The 17,320-nt window shown below is 30.6% G+C and carries 18 protein-coding genes; 10 read left to right on the top strand and 8 right to left on the bottom strand.

The annotated features are described in order from the left end of the window. Positions 1-27: 27 nt before the first annotated feature. A complete protein-coding gene (locus tag BWZ22_RS01250; protein WP_076697445.1) occupies positions 28-582 on the bottom strand; it encodes a hypothetical protein in 555 nt (184 codons plus the stop codon). A gap of 190 nt (positions 583-772) precedes the next feature. Between BWZ22_RS01250 and yaaA the strand changes: the two genes are divergently transcribed. Further along, positions 773-1,531: a peroxide stress protein YaaA gene (gene yaaA, locus BWZ22_RS01245; protein WP_076697442.1), complete on the top strand. Its 759-nt coding sequence runs from the start codon at positions 773-775 to the stop codon at positions 1,529-1,531. A 60-nt stretch (positions 1,532-1,591) separates the two neighbouring features. Then, positions 1,592-2,281 carry a hypothetical protein gene (locus BWZ22_RS01240; RefSeq protein ID WP_198027635.1) on the top strand — a complete coding sequence of 230 codons (690 nt, stop codon included), beginning with the start codon at positions 1,592-1,594 and terminating at the stop codon, positions 2,279-2,281. Here BWZ22_RS01240 and BWZ22_RS01235 read toward each other — a convergent pair. Continuing rightward, complete coding sequence (locus BWZ22_RS01235) at positions 2,274-2,408, bottom strand: 30S ribosomal protein THX (protein ID WP_076697437.1); 135 nt, start codon at positions 2,406-2,408, stop codon at positions 2,274-2,276. The genes BWZ22_RS01240 and BWZ22_RS01235 overlap by 8 nt on opposite strands. Before the next feature lie 157 nt (positions 2,409-2,565). Next, positions 2,566-3,213 carry a YceI family protein gene (locus tag BWZ22_RS01230; RefSeq protein WP_076697434.1) on the bottom strand — a complete coding sequence of 216 codons (648 nt, stop codon included), beginning with the start codon at positions 3,211-3,213 and terminating at the stop codon, positions 2,566-2,568. A gap of 151 nt (positions 3,214-3,364) precedes the next feature. Here BWZ22_RS01230 and BWZ22_RS01225 point away from each other — a divergent pair, with 151 nt between their 5' ends. From BWZ22_RS01225 to BWZ22_RS01200, 6 genes are all read left to right on the top strand, one after another. Continuing rightward, a complete protein-coding gene (locus BWZ22_RS01225) occupies positions 3,365-3,940 on the top strand; it encodes a nucleotide exchange factor GrpE (RefSeq protein WP_076702208.1) in 576 nt (191 codons plus the stop codon). Positions 3,941-3,949: 9 nt separating this feature from the next. Next, the gene (gene dnaJ, locus BWZ22_RS01220; RefSeq protein ID WP_076697431.1) at positions 3,950-5,065 is read left to right on the top strand and encodes a molecular chaperone DnaJ; all 1,116 of its coding nucleotides are present in this window, start codon (positions 3,950-3,952) and stop codon (positions 5,063-5,065) included. 296 nt (positions 5,066-5,361) lie between these two features. Beyond that, a complete protein-coding gene (locus BWZ22_RS01215) occupies positions 5,362-6,288 on the top strand; it encodes an ABC transporter ATP-binding protein (protein ID WP_076697428.1) in 927 nt (308 codons plus the stop codon). Between the two features lie 2 nt (positions 6,289-6,290). Then, positions 6,291-7,604 (top strand): ABC transporter permease, encoded by a 1,314-nt coding sequence (locus BWZ22_RS16550; protein ID WP_076697425.1) that lies wholly within the window; start codon positions 6,291-6,293, stop codon positions 7,602-7,604. 3 nt (positions 7,605-7,607) lie between these two features. Then, positions 7,608-8,432, top strand: a complete 825-nt coding sequence (locus tag BWZ22_RS16545) for a mechanosensitive ion channel family protein (protein WP_076697422.1) — start codon at positions 7,608-7,610, stop codon at positions 8,430-8,432. A gap of 10 nt (positions 8,433-8,442) precedes the next feature. After that, positions 8,443-9,606, top strand: a complete 1,164-nt coding sequence (locus BWZ22_RS01200) for a sigma-54 dependent transcriptional regulator (RefSeq protein ID WP_076697419.1) — start codon at positions 8,443-8,445, stop codon at positions 9,604-9,606. A gap of 35 nt (positions 9,607-9,641) precedes the next feature. On the opposite strand, the gene BWZ22_RS01195 is transcribed toward BWZ22_RS01200, so the two are convergent. After that, positions 9,642-9,908, bottom strand: a complete 267-nt coding sequence (locus tag BWZ22_RS01195; protein WP_076697416.1) for a hypothetical protein — start codon at positions 9,906-9,908, stop codon at positions 9,642-9,644. A 586-nt stretch (positions 9,909-10,494) separates the two neighbouring features. On the opposite strand from BWZ22_RS01195, the gene BWZ22_RS01190 reads away from it, so the two are divergent. Together BWZ22_RS01190 and BWZ22_RS01185 are read left to right on the top strand one after the other, a co-directional pair. Beyond that, positions 10,495-11,346 (top strand): PPK2 family polyphosphate kinase, encoded by an 852-nt coding sequence (locus BWZ22_RS01190; RefSeq protein ID WP_083692144.1) that lies wholly within the window; start codon positions 10,495-10,497, stop codon positions 11,344-11,346. Continuing rightward, the gene (locus tag BWZ22_RS01185) at positions 11,339-11,905 is read left to right on the top strand and encodes a hypothetical protein (protein ID WP_076697410.1); all 567 of its coding nucleotides are present in this window, start codon (positions 11,339-11,341) and stop codon (positions 11,903-11,905) included. Before BWZ22_RS01190 ends, BWZ22_RS01185 begins: the two co-directional genes overlap by 8 nt. Here the strand turns inward: BWZ22_RS01185 and BWZ22_RS01180 are convergent, their stop codons facing one another. The 4 genes from BWZ22_RS01180 to BWZ22_RS01165 form a co-directional block, all read right to left on the bottom strand. Further along, positions 11,906-13,090 carry a DUF1624 domain-containing protein gene (locus BWZ22_RS01180; RefSeq protein WP_076697407.1) on the bottom strand — a complete coding sequence of 395 codons (1,185 nt, stop codon included), beginning with the start codon at positions 13,088-13,090 and terminating at the stop codon, positions 11,906-11,908. 159 nt (positions 13,091-13,249) lie between these two features. Continuing rightward, positions 13,250-14,197 (bottom strand): nuclear transport factor 2 family protein, encoded by a 948-nt coding sequence (locus BWZ22_RS01175; RefSeq protein ID WP_076697404.1) that lies wholly within the window; start codon positions 14,195-14,197, stop codon positions 13,250-13,252. Positions 14,198-14,235: 38 nt separating this feature from the next. Continuing rightward, the gene (locus tag BWZ22_RS01170) at positions 14,236-15,174 is read right to left on the bottom strand and encodes an NAD-dependent epimerase/dehydratase family protein (protein ID WP_076697401.1); all 939 of its coding nucleotides are present in this window, start codon (positions 15,172-15,174) and stop codon (positions 14,236-14,238) included. A 248-nt stretch (positions 15,175-15,422) separates the two neighbouring features. Next, positions 15,423-17,306: a tetratricopeptide repeat protein gene (locus tag BWZ22_RS01165; protein WP_076697398.1), complete on the bottom strand. Its 1,884-nt coding sequence runs from the start codon at positions 17,304-17,306 to the stop codon at positions 15,423-15,425. Between the last annotated feature and the right edge of the window lie 14 nt (positions 17,307-17,320).

Raw genomic sequence — 17,320 nt, 5'->3', positions numbered from 1 at the left:
GTGGGAGAATCAGCTTTAATTGATTAACTAAAAATTAGTTTTATTATTTCCATTTTCTTTAATAAACTTTATGCTTAAATTCCACCATTCTCTACCTTTTTCAACTTTTCTTAAGTCATCTTCTGAAATTTTAAACTCTTGGTCAAATTTTGGGTGGGTTACTCTATTTCTTATTTCAATAGATTCTTTAAAATCAGACCATCCATTTGAAAATAAGTTTTCAGTTATATTAAATTCCTCACAATAAGTTTTTAAAACGAACTTGACCATATTTGCAAAAGGTGTTTGATTAGGTCTTTTATTTATTTTTCCACTTTGGTTTATTTTGGCAGACTCATCCATTAAAGAATAAAATTTATGCAGATCAAATGACTCTCCATATTGTGCTTTACTCCAAATTCTATCAGCAATAGATTCTCTTAGATTTGCAATTATAATTTCGTATAGACAAAAAAGTGATCGAATATAATTTCTCTTATTTAATTCTGAGTCTTTTTTTTCAAGTCGTAAAAAATTTTCTTTAGCATCACTTTCAAATTCTTTTACAAGTTCGTTTCGTAATTCCCAAAAATTTTCACTCATATCCTGTCTTGTTCTTATAATGTTTTATAACTTTTTTCAACTTGTTTCAACCACAGAACATTCATCATTCTTAAATGATTTATATCCTATACTAAACAAAAATAGCTAATTTTTCGTACAAAATCAATAATGTTTATTACTTTCAAAAGTCTATTAGTAATTGTAACTTTGATAAGTAAAAATCTTATTTATGAAATTAGTAATATCTCCTGCTAAGTCGCTAAATTTTGAAAGCGAGTTACCAACAAATATATATACCGAAGCCTGTTTTTTAAAAGAAGCCGAACGTATAAACAAACTGCTTAAAAAGAAATCTGCAAAAAGTTTATCAAAACTGATGAATATTTCTGATGCGTTAGGCCAATTAAATTATGAACGCAATCAAGAATGGAGTTTGCCATTTACACCAAAGAACGCAAGACCTGCTGTATATGCCTTTAGTGGCGATGTTTACAAAGGGTTAGATGCTTATACCATTCCAGAGGATAAACTTAAAAAACTGCAAGATACAGTTCGTATTATTTCTGGTTTATACGGTTTATTAAAACCAACCGATTTAATACAACCTTACAGGTTAGAAATGGGAACTAAATTCCCCGTAGGGAAAAATAAAAACCTATATGAATTCTGGAAAAAAACAATAACTACAGCCTTAAATGATGAGTTAGAAGATGGTGAGTTATTTTTAAACCTTGCCAGTAATGAATACTTTAAAGCTATTGATGTAAAAGCCTTAAAGGTACCCGTTGTAACGGCTAATTTTAAAGATTTTAAAAATGGTAAGTATAAAGTAATTTCGTTTTTTGCAAAAGCAGCACGTGGTATGATGGCACGCTATATAATAGATACTAACGCTAATACTGTAGAAGATTTAAAAGGCTTTAATTATGAAGGCTATGGTTTTAGCGAAGATATGTCAACCAACACAGAGTTAGTTTTTATTAGATAGTCTATTAGCTATATGGTTTACTATTTAATTTTAGCGCTTCAAGCATATTGTATTTATCACATGATTAAATACAGAAACCCTTACTATTGGGTGTTTTTAATTCTGTTTTTACCAGTAGTAGGTTCTATAATTTATTTAATAACACAGGTTTATAATAAACGTGATGCTGAAAAACTTACAAGTGAGATTACCAATATTATAAACCCAACTAAAAAAATTAAAGATTTACAAAAAAAGTTAGAGTTTTCAGAAACTTATCAAAACAGAGTAAATTTAGCCGATGCTTATTTAGAAATAGGAGACTACCAAAAAGCCATAATGTATTACAAAGATGCTTTAGAAGGTAATTTTCAAAATGATTATTATGTTATTAATAACATGGTTGAAGCGTTTTACAAACTTAAAGATTACAAAAACGTTTTAAAATATGCCGAAAGCATTAAAGAACACAAAGAATTTAATAAATCTAGAATTCAATTTTTATATGGCTTATCCTTAGAGAAAGAAGGCAAACTTGATGAGGCAGAAGCAAATTTAAAATGTATTGATATAAGGTTTTCGTTTTATAATGAGCGTCTTATTTATGCAAAGTTTTTATTAAACAGAAATAAATACCAAGAAGCCAAAGAAATTTTAAATGCTTTAATATTTGAGGGACAACAAATGACCAAACCTCACAAGCGTATTTACCACAGTACCATAACAGAGGCAGAACGTATTTTAAAAGAGTTAAAAAACCCAACTACTTAGGTTGGGCTTTATTATCTACACTTATTTTAGTTTCAACAGAAGTTTTCTTTTTTACCCTTGGGCGTCTTACACCAAAAGTACCTCTGTAAATTTTACCGCGCTTAGTTTTTTTATCTCCTTTTCCCATATTATTTGTAATTTTTTGTTTCTTTCAAAATAATAAAAATTTAAAAATGAGTCAAGAGAAATGAGTTAGCATTTTATCTGTATCTAATTGAATAGTCTAAAAAACAAAAAACCACCTTAAATTTAAGATGGTTTTGTTAAAAGCGATATTTAAAAATTTAAGATTTTGTAGCCTTTACAGAAATTTTAAGCTCAATGTCATCGTTAATAAATTTATCACCTAAATCATCAAAAAACGATTTAGAACCATACTTAACATTCCATTTAGAGCGGTCTATAGTAAAAGTTTCACTTGTTAAACTAAGAGTACCGTTTTCATTAGAAATACTCACAGGAAAAGTAACATTGTTGGTAGCATCTTTTAAAGTTAAGTTACCAGAAAGCATGGTTTTACCATCGGCTTCTTCTAAACCAGTAATTTCAAAAGAGGCATTAGGGTAGGTTTCGGTATCAAAAAAATCGGCACTTTTTAAATGTCCGGTAAGTTTAGCATTCCCTTTTTCTTCAGCAGGAATATCTAAAACAACAATAGAATTCATGTCTATTTTAAAAGAGCCACCAACAATTTTATTATCAGCAACATCAAAAGCCCCTTCAGTTATGCTAATAGTACCATTATGCTTACCAGTTGGCTTAAAACCTGTCCACTCAATACTAGATTCTGCAACATTAGCAGTATACTTTTCTGTAGCTATTTCAACTACCTTAGTTTCTTGTGCAGCTTTAGTTTCAGCTTCTTTGGCTTTGTCTTTACAACTAAAGGTTAAGGTTGCCAAAATGCAAATAGATAAAAGACTTTTTTTCATAAAAATTTTATTTAGTGATTTAGGTGTAAAGTTACTTAATTGAACTCACAAAAAAAATATAAAAATAATTAGTGACATTTTGACATTTTTATAATAATGGCAGTACTTTTGCCAACCAAATATTATGTAATTGTATAATGTAAATGTTACTATGAGTAAAAAGAAAAAAAATACAGATATAGAACAAGAACAAGTAGAAGCAACTCAAACCGAAACTGTTGAAGTTAAAGAAAAAGAAGAAACATCTGCAGAAGAACAAACGGTAGAAGAGCAAACAATTGAAGAAAAACTACAAGAAGAAGTGAAACAGGAAAAAGATAAATTTTTGCGTTTGTTTGCAGAGTTTGAAAACTATAAAAAGCGTACTTCTAAAGAACGTTTAGATTTGTTTAAAACCGCAAATGAAGAAGTAATGGTAGCTTTGTTACCAATTATAGACGATTTTGAGCGTGCTTTAACACATATTGAAGAAGATAAAGAAGCCGAAGAACTACGCAAAGGAGTAGTGCTTATTTATCAAAAAATGTTATCAACCTTAGAACAAAAAGGACTAGCACCAATAAAAGTTGAAAAAGGAGACGATTTTAATGCCGATGACCATGAGGCGGTAACTCAAATTCCAGCACCGTCAGATGACCTTAAAGGTAAAATTATTGATGTTGTTGAAAAAGGTTATAAATTAGGCGACAAAGTAATACGTTTCCCAAAAGTTGTTATTGGGCAATAAAAATAAAACATGGCAAAAAGAGATTATTACGAAGTATTAGGAGTTAGCAAAGGAGCCAGTGCTTCAGAAATTAAAAAGGCATATCGGAAAAAAGCGATAGAGTTTCATCCCGATAAAAATCCAGATGATAAGGAAGCCGAAGCAAAATTTAAAGAAGCAGCTGAAGCCTATGAAGTATTAAGTGACCCTGATAAAAAAGCTAGATATGATCAGTTTGGTCATCAAGCCTTTGAAAATGGCGGAGGCTTTGGTGGCGGTGGCATGAATATGGATGACATATTTAGTCAGTTTGGTGATATATTTGGCGGCGCCTTTGGTGGTGGTTTCTCTGGTTTTGGTGGCGGTGGCGGCCAACGTAGGGTAAAAGGAAGTAACCTACGCATACGTGTTAAGTTAACTCTTGAAGAAATTGCTAACGGCGTTGAAAAGAAAATAAAAGTTAAGCGTAAAGTTAAAGCTGCAGGAACCACTTATAAAACATGCTCAACTTGTGGAGGTACAGGGCAAGTTACTCGTATTGCCAATACTATTTTAGGTAGAATGCAAACCTCTTCAACATGTAATGTTTGTGGGGGTACTGGTCAAGTTATTGATAAAAAACCAGCCGATGCCGATGCTCAAGGATTAAAAGTTGTTGAAGAAACCGTATCTATAAAAATACCAGCAGGTGTGGTTGATGGTATGCAACTTAAAGTATCTGGAAAAGGAAACGAAGCTCCAGGTAACGGAATTGCTGGCGATATTTTAGTGGTTATTGAAGAAGAAGCACACCATAAATTACAACGCGAAGGTGATAATTTACATTACGATTTGTATGTAAGTTACCCCGATGCAGTTTTAGGAACTTCAAAAGAAATAGATACGGTTACTGGTAAAGTGCGTATTAAAATAGAACCAGGAGTACAAAGTGGTAAAATATTACGCTTACGCGGAAAAGGAATACCAAGTATAAATGGTTACGGAAAAGGAGATTTGTTGGTGCATGTTAACGTTTGGACACCAAAAACACTTAACAAGCAACAAAGAGAGTTTTTTGAAAGTATGAGAAATGACGAGCATTTTGATCCAAAACCACAAAGCTCAGATAAATCATTCTTTGAAAAAGTAAAAGATATGTTCTCTTAAAACTTTAAGTTTTAAGGTAAAAACAAACAATTTTTAGTCCTTAATTGTAATCGAAAAATTGCAAGTTATAAGCTAGATTTGTTAATAATATAGAAAAAAAAACTATATTTGAAGTATCACTAAATTTTTAGTGGTAATTTTTCTTTTTCATAGCAATTTTTTTCCCATCCTTAAATATTGTTTTAAGGGTGGGTTTTGTTTTTATACCCATTCAAAAAATAATTAATAATTATTTACTAAAACTCTCAGTTAAACATTTAATATATTTACAACCTATTCAAGACTGTTAAAAAAATATGAGCAACTTATTAGAAGTTCATGAGGTTTCTAAAAATTTCGGAGATTTTAAAGCACTCAACAATGTATCAATCAATGTCCCTAAAGGAAGCATTTTTGGGCTTTTAGGGCCTAATGGGGCTGGTAAAACAACTTTAATTAGGGTCATTAATCAAATTACTATGCCAGATTCTGGTACCGTGCATTTAGATGGCGATTTACTAAACCCTTCACATATAAAAGAAATAGGGTATTTACCAGAAGAACGTGGTTTATACAAATCTATGAAAGTTGGAGAGCAAGCTTTGTATTTAGCCCAATTAAAAGGCCTAAGTAAAGCCGAAGCTAAACAACGTTTAAAATATTGGTTTGACCGTTTAGAAATAGGCGATTGGTGGAACAAGAAAATACAAGAACTTTCAAAAGGGATGGCTCAAAAAATTCAGTTTGTAGTTACCGTATTGCACAATCCTAAATTGTTAATTTTTGATGAACCTTTTTCGGGTTTTGACCCTATAAATGCCAATTTAATTAAAGACGAAATTTTACGCTTACGTGAAGAAGGCGCAACAGTAATATTTTCAACACATAGAATGGAATCTGTTGAAGAATTATGTGATGATATTGCTTTAATTCATAAATCAAATAAAATTCTTGAGGGCAAACTAATCGATATAAAAAGACAATATAAAACCAATACTTTTGAAGTAGGTTTAGAGGCTGAAAATAAAATCTTATTAAAAGAAAGTTTAACCGAAAAATTCACAGTGTCTGAAGCCAATTTTAAATCCTTAAATAACGATTTAAAGTTAAATATTAAACTTAAAAATGGAGAATCGGCGCAAGATCTTATAGCATTTTTAAATCAAAAAGCACAAATTAATCACTTTGTAGAAGTAATACCTAGTGCCAACGATATATTTATTCAAACTGTACAGAATAACTAATTATGAATCATCTTTCACTTATCATTAAACGTGAATATTTAACTAAGGTTAAAAATAAATCATTTATAGTAATGACTATTTTAAGCCCTATCATTATGATAGCGCTTATAGCAGTAGTAGCCTATTTATCAAATTTAAATAATGAAAAGGTAAGGGTTATTTCTGTGTTAGATGAATCTGGTTTGGTAAAAGATATTTTTAAAAACACAGAGCATACAACTTATGATATACTAGAAAACGTATCGTTAGATGTAGCAAAAAATATAGTAAATGAAACCTCAAGTTATGGGTTGCTTCATGTTGAAAAATTTACAGAATTAGATTCTGTTTCAAAACACATTAAATTTTATTCTGAAGAATCTCCTTCATTAACAGTAATTTCAGATTTAGAAGGTAAACTAGAAAGCGCATTTACCAATTTAAAAATGAAGGAAGCTAATATTGATGTTTCTAAAATAGAAGCATCTCAAGTGCACATAAACATAGGACAGGAGAATTTTTCTGGCGAAGAATCTTCCAAAATTGATAGTGTAGTAAAGCTAATTTTTGGTTGTGCAGCTGGTTATTTATTATTCATGTTTATCATTATTTATGGTAATATGATAATGCGTAGTGTTATAGAAGAAAAAACCAGTAGAATTATAGAAGTAATTATATCATCTGTAAAACCAGTACAATTAATGTTAGGTAAAATTATAGGTACTTCTTTGGCAGGTATAACGCAGTTTGTTGTTTGGGTTATTTTTGGAGGACTTTTAATGACCATTGTTTCTCTAGTATTAGGAATAAGTTTATTTGATTCTTCAGTGCCACAACAAGAACTCATAGAAATGGCATCACAAAGTCAAGGGATAGAGTTTTACTTTGAATCTTTTAAACAAGCTTTAAGAAATATGCCATTAATGAATTTAATTGGGGCTTTTATATTTTTCTTTATTGGTGGGTATTTGTTGTATAGTTCGTTATATGCTGCTATTGGTGCCGCAGTAGATAATGAAACCGATACTCAACAATTTATGCTACCTATTTTAATGCCATTAATTTTAGCAGTTTATATCGGGATTTTTACTGTTATAGAAGATCCGCACGGAACAGTTTCAACAGTATTTTCATATATTCCATTAACATCGCCTGTTGTTATGCTTATGAGAATACCGTTTGGGGTACCTATTTGGCAACAGTTACTTTCTTTGTTAATTTTAATTGGTACATTTATGTCTACCGTTTGGTTTGCAGCTAAAATTTATAGAGTTGGCATTTTAATGTATGGTAAAAAACCATCCTATAAAGAATTGATAAAATGGATTAAATATTAATATATGGAGAATTTAAAAGCCTTTCTTAATGAGTCTATAAGTATTACAGATAAAATAAGCATTTCAGTAAAAGGTATTATCCTTGTTGTTTTAGTAATTTTTATAACCTCTGTTTTACTTAATTTGGCAAGAAAGTTGCTTACCAGAAAACTCCCAACAGATGATAAAGATAAGTTTAAAGTACTTTTTGGCTACGGAAAATGGCTTGTATATCTTATTATATTGCTTATAACTTTTAATGCTATAGGGGTTAATGTAACCGCAATTTTTGCAGCATCTGCTGCCTTACTTATAGGTGTTGGTTTAGCGTTACAAACATTATTTCAAGATATAATTGCTGGGGTTTTAATTCTTTTAGATCAAACTATTCATGTAGGAGATATTATTGAAATAGATGGAAAAGTAGGAAGAGTAGATGAAGTAAAATTAAGAACCACAAGAGCCGTAACTATAGATAATAAAGTGCTAATAATACCGCATCATTTATACCTAACTAATAGTCTGTATAATTGGACACAAAATGGTACAATAACCAGAGAAAGTATAACTGTAGGGGTAGCTTACGGAAGTGATGTAGAGTTGGTTAAAAAGTTGTTGATAGAAGCAGCAAATAATCATCCTGATATTTTAAAACAACCAGAACCACTGGTATTATTTAATAACTTTGGTGATAGTGCATTAGAGTTTAAATTAATTTTCACATTAAGTGATAGTTTTCAAGGAGGAATACCTAAAAGCGATTTGCGTTTTGAAATAGATAGAGTTTTTAGAGAAAACAATATTTCTATACCATTCCCGCAAAGAGATGTTCATATTATTCAGAAATAAATAATTAAATATGCGTAAAATACTAGTAATTGAAGATGAAGCAGCCATTAGAAGAGTACTTGTAAAAATACTTTCAGAAGAAAGTGATACCTATCAAGTAGACGAAGCTGAAGATGGTTTAGCCGGAATTGAAAAAATAAAAAAAGACGATTTCGATTTAATTCTTTGCGATATAAAAATGCCAAAAATGGATGGTGTTGAAGTATTAGAAGCTGTAAAAAAAATAAAACCAGAAATTCCTATAGTCATGATTTCGGGTCACGGAGATTTAGATACAGCAGTAAACACCATGCGTTTAGGGGCTTATGATTATATTTCTAAACCACCAGATTTAAATAGATTACTAAATACAGTTAGAAACGCCTTAGACAGAAAAGAACTTGTTGTAGAAAACAAAATTCTTAAGAAAAAGGTTAGTAAAAAGTACGAAATGGTGGGTGAAAGTGAAGCTATTTCTCAAATAAAAGAAATAATTGAAAAAGTAGCCCCTACAGATGCTAGAGTTTTAATTACTGGCCCTAACGGAACTGGAAAAGAAATTGTAGCGCATTGGTTACATGAAAAAAGCGAACGTTCTAAAGGTAACATGATAGAGGTAAATTGTGCTGCTATACCAAGTGAACTAATTGAAAGTGAGCTTTTTGGTCATGTAAAAGGTGCTTTTACCAGTGCTAATAAAGATAGAGCCGGAAAATTTGAAGCAGCCAATGGTGGTACCATTTTTCTTGATGAAATAGGTGATATGAGTTTATCTGCTCAAGCTAAAGTTTTAAGGGCGCTTCAAGAAAATAAAATACAACGAGTTGGAAGTGATAAGGATATAAAGGTAAATGTGAGAGTAATTGCTGCTACCAATAAAAATTTAAAAAAAGAAATTGAAAACGGTAAATTCCGTGAAGATTTATATCATAGACTAGCAGTTATACTCATAAAAGTGCCTGCTTTAAATGATAGGCGAGAAGATATTCCGCTATTGGTAAATCATTTTGCAGCTAAAATAGCCAATGAGCAAGGAACCGCTAAAAAATCGTTTTCTGATAAAGCCATAAAATTACTTCAAGATTATGACTGGACGGGTAATATTAGAGAATTACGAAATGTAGTAGAACGATTAATTATACTTGGCGGAACAGAAGTTAGTGAGCAAGATGTTAAACTATTTGCTTCAAAATAAAAGAAAGGCTCTGTAATAAATCAGAGCTTTTTTTATTACATATTATTTAACTCAGCTAAATAAGAATTTGTAGCTTCTTTAATGTGGGTTAAAAAGTAATCTGTTATTTCTTCTTTATTCTTAGCTAAGAGTTCATCTTCACTTGTATTGGGTGGTAAAATCTCAAAACTACTCCCATATTGTTTTAAAACCCTATTGTAAGTTTCAATGTTTAAAGAAAGCGCGTCTTTGTATTTGGTAATTATAGCTTTCTTTTCAAGTGTTGCTGCTTTTTCTTTTTTGTTTAGCCAATTTTTTGGCAATAGCAGCTTCTTTTTGTTTTAATTCAAGTTGTTGCTGTTCAAGTTTTTACTTTTCAATTTGTAAAGCACTTAAATTATCGGTTTCCTCTTGTTCTGTATTGTTGTTTGCTGTAAATTCATTCAAAGAATCAATAGTGCTTTTAGCAATTTCTCTAGCTCTTTTTACATAAAAGCGTCCGTCTTCAAAAGTTTCTTGAGATGCTACTTTTGCTAGTAATTCAGCGCCATCATACGCTAAATTATAGGCACTTTCACAACCACATTTTTTTAGATTGGTTTTTGCTTTTTCAAACGATTTTAAAGACTTTTCTGAGTAATACTTAAGGTGGTCTAAATTATTAGATTCATAAGCAGATTTTACATTAGAATAAGCATAAATAAGATTAGAATCGGCATCTGCACAATAATCTTGAGCAAAAAAAATTAGAAATACTTAAAAGTGATAATAAAAAACAAAGGTGTTTTTCATGGTATTTTGGTTGGTTAATAAGTAGGTAAACCAAATGTATAAAAAACATAATTAATGAGCTTGCACTTCATCGAAATTTTGGTTTTAGTATATTTATAAAAAATTAAAAAAATACATATGAGAGAATATAAAGTGACTTCTAAAATTTCATTAAAAGATAGACCCACTAAAGTTGTAATAGATGATGCCAAAAAGCAATTAAAAAAAACTAGAAAGAAACTAGGTAAACTACAAGATACCTTATATGCTCACGGAAAATATGCTGTTTTAGTATGTTTACAAGGTATGGACACCGCAGGAAAAGATAGCTTAATAAGAGAAGTTTTTAAAGATTTTAACGCCAGAGGTGTTGAGGTACATAGTTTTAAAGTGCCTACAGAGTTAGAGCTTAAACATGACTACTTATGGAGACATTATTTAGCACTACCTGCTAGAGGTAAATTTGGTGTGTTTAACCGTACACATTATGAAAATGTATTAGTTACACGTGTGCATCCTGGTTATATTTTAGGAGAAAATATTCCTTCTGTAAATACTGTTGAAGATGTTAATGATGCTTTTTGGGACAAGCGTTTTGAACAAATAAATAATTTTGAAAAGCATGTTGCCGAAAACGGAACCATAATTTTTAAGTTCTTTTTAAACCTATCAAAAGAAGAACAGAAATACAGACTTTTAAGACGATTGAATAAACAAGAAAAAAACTGGAAATTTTCACCAAGCGATTTAAAAGAACGTAAGCTTTGGGATACATATCAAGAGTGTTATGAAGATGCTATTAATAGAACTTCTAAAGCATATGCACCTTGGTATACCATTCCTGCAGATGATAAACCTTCGGCAAGATATATTGTAGCTAAAACTATATATGATACACTTAAAGAATATACTGATATTGAAGAACCAGAGTTAGATGATGATATTAAAGCTAATATTGAACAATACAAACAACAATTAAAAAATGAATAATATTAAAAAGTTGGTTGTTGCTTTTGTATTATTGTTTTTAGTACAAAACATAATGTCACAAGAAGTGAACAATTTACCATTTAGAGAAATACCAGAATATCCTGAAGAATACACGTCTAACTTATTAGTAGCTAGAATGGTAGATGGTTTAGGCTTTAGATATTATTGGGCTACCGAAGGATTGAAAAATACAGATTTAGCTTATAAAGCAAGCGAATCTGGGCGTACAAGTTTAGAAACTATCAATCATATTTATGGGTTGTCTAAATTTTTAAGAAATAGTGTGTTAGAAAATGATATAGATGATAATAAAGAAGAACTCAGCTTTTTAGAATTGAGGGCAAAAACGTTAATAAACTTCAAGAAAGTTTCTGATAGATTAAAAAACGCTAATAAAACGTTTAAATTTGAAGCTACTGCGGTGCCTTTTTGGAATATCATTAACGGACCAATTGCAGATGCGTTGTGGCATTGTGGACAAATAGTGATGTTGCGAAGAGCTTCTGGAAACCCGTTTAATTCTAAAGTTTCGGTGTTTAGTGGTAAGTTAAAAGATTAATTACAAATAGCTTAACCACCATTTTTGCTTATTATTTGCTTTGTAAATCATGTATTTTTTACTAGGTAAGTAAAGTAGTGCTACAATACCTATCCAAACTAAATACACAACAAAAAGCGAATAGCCATATTTTGCAAGTCCTATAATAGATCTGTCAGAGATGTTTGAAAGAATGTCTCGCCAACCTTCATTAAATAAAATAACACCAATAATTGCAAAACTGTGAATTACAAATATGTGTAAGAAATAATAGAAAAGTGGCACTCTACCAAATACTAAAAAGAAATCGGTTATTTTATTTTTAGCTTTTTCAATAGCTAATAAAAAGAGTAATGAAGGCCCTATGGTTATTAATATATATGATAAAGATGGCGGGTATTTAGTTACTTTAAAAAAAGACATTACGGTTTTTGTAAAAGTATCTTGCGTAGACCACGGTGTTAAATCTCCATACATATTAGTACCTCTAATAATAAAAAACAGTACAATAGCACCAATACCAAGTGATAGTAACCATTTTTTTCTAGTTTCAGCACAAAACCCTCTAGTATAAAATGAACCAAAGCAATATCCTAACGCAATGAGCCCAATCCAAGGAATAACAGGATAAATAATATAGGCAAATCTAGTTCCACTTATTGGAATACTATTAGGTTGATGTAACATGTACCAAATGATAGATTGAAAACTAGTACCTTCAGCAATAGTTTTATCTAGAAGGTTATGACCCGCAACTAGAATAATACCAATACCAAGAATAACTTTTTTAGGTAGTAAAACAAGAAAAGAAAGAGCAATCATACCTATACCTATAGCCCAAATAACTTGTAAAGCTATTAAACTGTAAGTGTAATCAAAAGTCCAATTAAAGCTATTAACAAAAATTTCAAGAAATATAAGCCATAAACCTCTAGTAAATAAGAATTTAAAAAGTTTAGGTTTTGTTTTATTATTGCCATAAAGAAAAGCCGAGGTTCCCGCTAAAAACACAAAAACAGGTGCACAATAATGCGTTATAAACCTAGTGAAAAACAATATAGGAGTTGTGGTTTCTATATTTGTAGGATTATTTAAAGAGGCATCCAAATGAAAATAATCTCTAGTATGATCTAAAGCCATTAACACCATTACAACACCTCTTAAAATATCAATAGATTGAATTCGGGTTGATTTTATAACGCTCATACTACTAAGGTAAGTTTTAATTTTGAATATAAATGATTTCAGCTTTGCACACTTAGTAAGATACTACCATTTAAAATTTTAGTGCTAAATTCATTCTTTTATAAAAAGAACCAAAAGCAGCTTTAATAATGAAAGCTACTTTTGGTTTAAAAAGGTTGGTTATTTGGCGCTTAATAGAGCTCTACTGTAATAAATCATTTCACTTGTAATTTTCCCATCGGCATCAAAACTATTGCTAAAATGCATAGGAACTGTAATTTCTTTCTTGTCAGATTTACGTATTAAATGGTAGTTCCACCAAGATAATACTTCGCGTCCTTCGCCCATTTCATATTCTAAATAATCAGGATACCCAATCATATCTATACTTACTATTTCAAAATTTTCTAGAAACTGTTCCCATAAAGCTTTTATTTCAGATTTTGGTGTTGAATCTCCCACTTGATTGTGAATACTGTGAAAAGTAGCATCATCACTATAATAGCTTAAACATTTGTCTAAATCTAAGTTTTCAAAGGCATACATGCCTTTACGAATGGTATTTATATTATCATGATGGTTGTAAATAGTACCATTAGTTCTATTAACAAAACTGGCTCCTATTTCATCAAAAATACTTTCGTTAGTATAATTTATTATAGCTTGTATTTTGTTGTTTTTATTTAGAATAAAAAGTCTGTGTAACGGCATGTTTACTTTTACACCTGTTTTTTTGTGTACGCCTTTTATGTCTTCCCAATTTTGTACCCAAACTACATCTTCGTCATTATCTTTTTTATACTCAATGGCATCTGGATAGGCTCCTTTTGTCTGTGTTATAGAGAAATAATCAAGAACATCATTCCAGACTTTTGCAGAACCAGCAAATGATGCTTTGTCTTCTCCTTTAGGTTTGGTTGCTAAACCTACGCCATTCCAAGCCTTAAAATCATCAGCTAGGTAACTTGCAACTTTAGAAGAATCGCCTGCTACAAAGGCTTTGTTCATGGCTTGAACAGTTTCAATGGCCGGATGTTCAATATAAACAGTTCCATTTGATTTTTTTTGCCCAAAAGCAGTAATTAAACTTGAAAGGGCAATTACGAATAATAATGTTTGTTTTTTCATTTTATTGGATTTATGGTTAATTAATTTCTTCTTAATTTTTAATTTGAATAACTATTTAAAGTGTCTTTTACAGGTTTAAAATGAATACCTAAATCGGTTTTAGCTAAATCACTTCTATAAATAATTTGGGGATGATTTTTTGCAGGTTTGTGGTTAAGCATTTTATGCATATCTGAAATTTTATAAGTTTCACTGCTTAATAAATAATCTTTACCATGTAGGCCTTTTTTGGTTGCTATTTTGTAAATGGCTTTAGCTACATCTTCAACATCTACTATGGCAAATGGTACGTCATTATCAAAAAGGAGTTTAATAAAATTGTTAGGAGCTATATTGTTTTTTACTAGATATTGCAGATTTCCAGAGGTAGAATCTTCTCTGTTTGATAGTGCTTTCCCCATAACGGCTACAGGGGAAACTGTGCTGATTTCAAAATGAATATTTGGGTTGTTATTGATGAATTTTTCTACTACTTGGTTTGCTATAAATTTTGCTTGGGCATATGGGTGACTTTCAGTGCTTGAAAACCGAGAGCTAGATTCATCAATGGTATCTGTGAAATTTTTGCCATTTGGCGGAAACGGAAAGTTTGTATTCCAACCCGCTACTGATGCAATAAAAACAACTTTTTCAATGCTTGGTGTAAGAGATATAACTTCTAGAAAATTCTCGGTACCTTTAATTATAGGATTGAATAATTGGGTTTGAGGGTTTTCAACATCTAAAATAAATGGTGTGCCACCATGAACAATAATATCACAATCGCTTACAAACGCTTTTAAAGAGGTTTTGTTGGTTATATTCATTTCGCTTATATACAAATGGTCAGTATGTTTAAGGGTCATTAAATGTCCGTATTTGTCTTCACGAGAAATATCAGTAGTTGACACTTTTACTTGATAGCCTTTATTTAAAAATGCTTTGGTGACGTGGCTTCCTATAAACCCTGAACCGCCTATGATTCCTGCTTTTTTCATTCCATTTTAAATTAAAAAACCTACATTTTAATATTGACAAATGTTAGTTTCAATGCATGTAGGTTTTTTGTTTTTTTGATTGGTTACTTAATAAAAATGACTAACTCAAGTGTCATAACTTGTATCTAAATAAGGCATAAAAAGAGTAGGGGAAAAGCGATTAAGGACGAAACAGGTATAAAATTGAGCAGAAGCGGTGATTTATTTATCGAAGGATTTAAGTGCTTGTAAATAAATAATTTATATGTTTATGAAGTGGCTTTTAATTGAAAGTCAAAAATAAAAGTGGTGCCATTTTTATTTTTTTCTGTCATAGAGCCATTAAGTTGAAGGGTAAGTAAGGATATTAATTGCGAACCAAAGCCGGTGCCCTGTATAACGTTGGGTTTACCAATGCCATCATCGGCAACTTCTAGGTGTAAAACATCATTAGTTTGTTTTTCCATTTTAATGGTTATAGTACCATTTTTGTTATCAGGAAATGCATATTTTACGGTGTTGGTTAACAACTCATTAATTATTAAACCTAAAGGAATTGCTGTATCAATATCTAAGTCTAGTTTATTCATTGTTAGAATTAGGTTTATCTTTTTTTCAGCATTTAAACTATCTAAAATATTTTCACTTAAATTTAAAACATAATCTTTCATTTCTATAGCACCTAATTTTTCACCTTGATATAATTTTTGGTGCACAATACCAATAGAATTCACTCGGTTTTGATTTTCTAACATGGTTTCTTTAGTGGTTAGGTCGTCTATTTGTGCAGATTGTAATGAAAGTAAGCTAGATACAATTTCTAAATTATTTTTTACTCTGTGGTGAACTTCTTTTAGTAGTAACTCAATTTTAGCATTTTTTTCAGCTAAAAGTTTATTTGTTTTACTTCGGTTTTGGTAACTTATAAAGACAAAAACTAATACCCCAAGTAAAAGCGCAACCATACCAAAACTTAGGGTTTGAATTACGCGTTGTTGAGAAATTTTAGTTTGTTGAATTACAATGGTTTCTTCCTTCTTTTTTGTTTCGTATTGAGTTAATAGCTCAGACATTTTAGCATCGCTTTCTATTGAAGCAATACTGTCTCTAAGAGTATAAGCTTTTTGTTTAAAGTTTAAGGCTTCTTTGTAGTTTCCTAGTTTATTATAAATGGTACTAACGTGGTTGTAATTTTCAATTAAATTTGAAACGTCTTTGTTTTTTTCTTGTAGGTTTACGGTTTTTAATTGATAGTTTAATGCTGTTTTGTAATTTCCTAGAAGCATATTTACTTCGCCCAAATTTGCAATAACAGTACTTGTGGCATTGGGGTAGTTAGCTTTTTTGGCTAAAGCTAAACACATTTTATAACTTTTTAAGGCCTCTTCATATTTACCAAGTCTTTTATAAGCATTGCCAATGGCATTAGTAACATCAGATTCTGTTGGTAAACCTAAATTTTGTTCTTGTGCTATGGTTAAGGACTTTTTATAATAATCTAAAGATTGAGCATAATTATTTTTTGCCATAGCTACATTACCAGCATTAAAATTAACATAGAATTTCTCTGAGGTTAATTGGTTGTCTTCTGCAATTTTTATGGCTTTTTGGGCATATTCTAAAGCTTCATTTAATCGGTTTTGGTATGTTAGGTCTTCAGATACCCGTGTTAAGCCACTACAAATACCTTGTTTATCATCTAAAGTTTCCATTATTTTTAAGGCAGAAAGATCTTTTTGTAGTGCAGCATCTAGATTGCCATGTTTTTTATCAACCCAAGATAATTTAAAAAGTGTGGTGGCTGTTCCTCTTTGGTTATTAATAGCCTCATAACCTTTTAGGGCTTTGTTAAAAAAGATAATTGCAGAGTCTAATTGTAACAAATTAGCGTGCATTCTACCTTGCATTTCGTAAAATTTAGGTTGCCAAGTTTTGTTTTCTACCTTATCTGATAATTGTACACCAAGTTTAGAAAATTTTAATGCTTTGCTCATATCCTGGTTAAAAGCAATATCTACCATATTGCTAATTATCTCAAGCTGTTTTGCAGGGTTTGTTTCGGAATTTAATTGTTGTTGAAGTTTATTTATTGTGGAATGTTGACTATATCCTATAAAATGTAAAATTAAAAATAAGAAAAGGGCATTTTTCATAGATGAGAGATAGA

It is taken from the genome of Seonamhaeicola sp. S2-3, from assembly GCF_001971785.1.
Classification (GTDB): domain Bacteria; phylum Bacteroidota; class Bacteroidia; order Flavobacteriales; family Flavobacteriaceae; genus Seonamhaeicola.
This window is presented reverse-complemented; position numbering and strand designations above follow the sequence as displayed.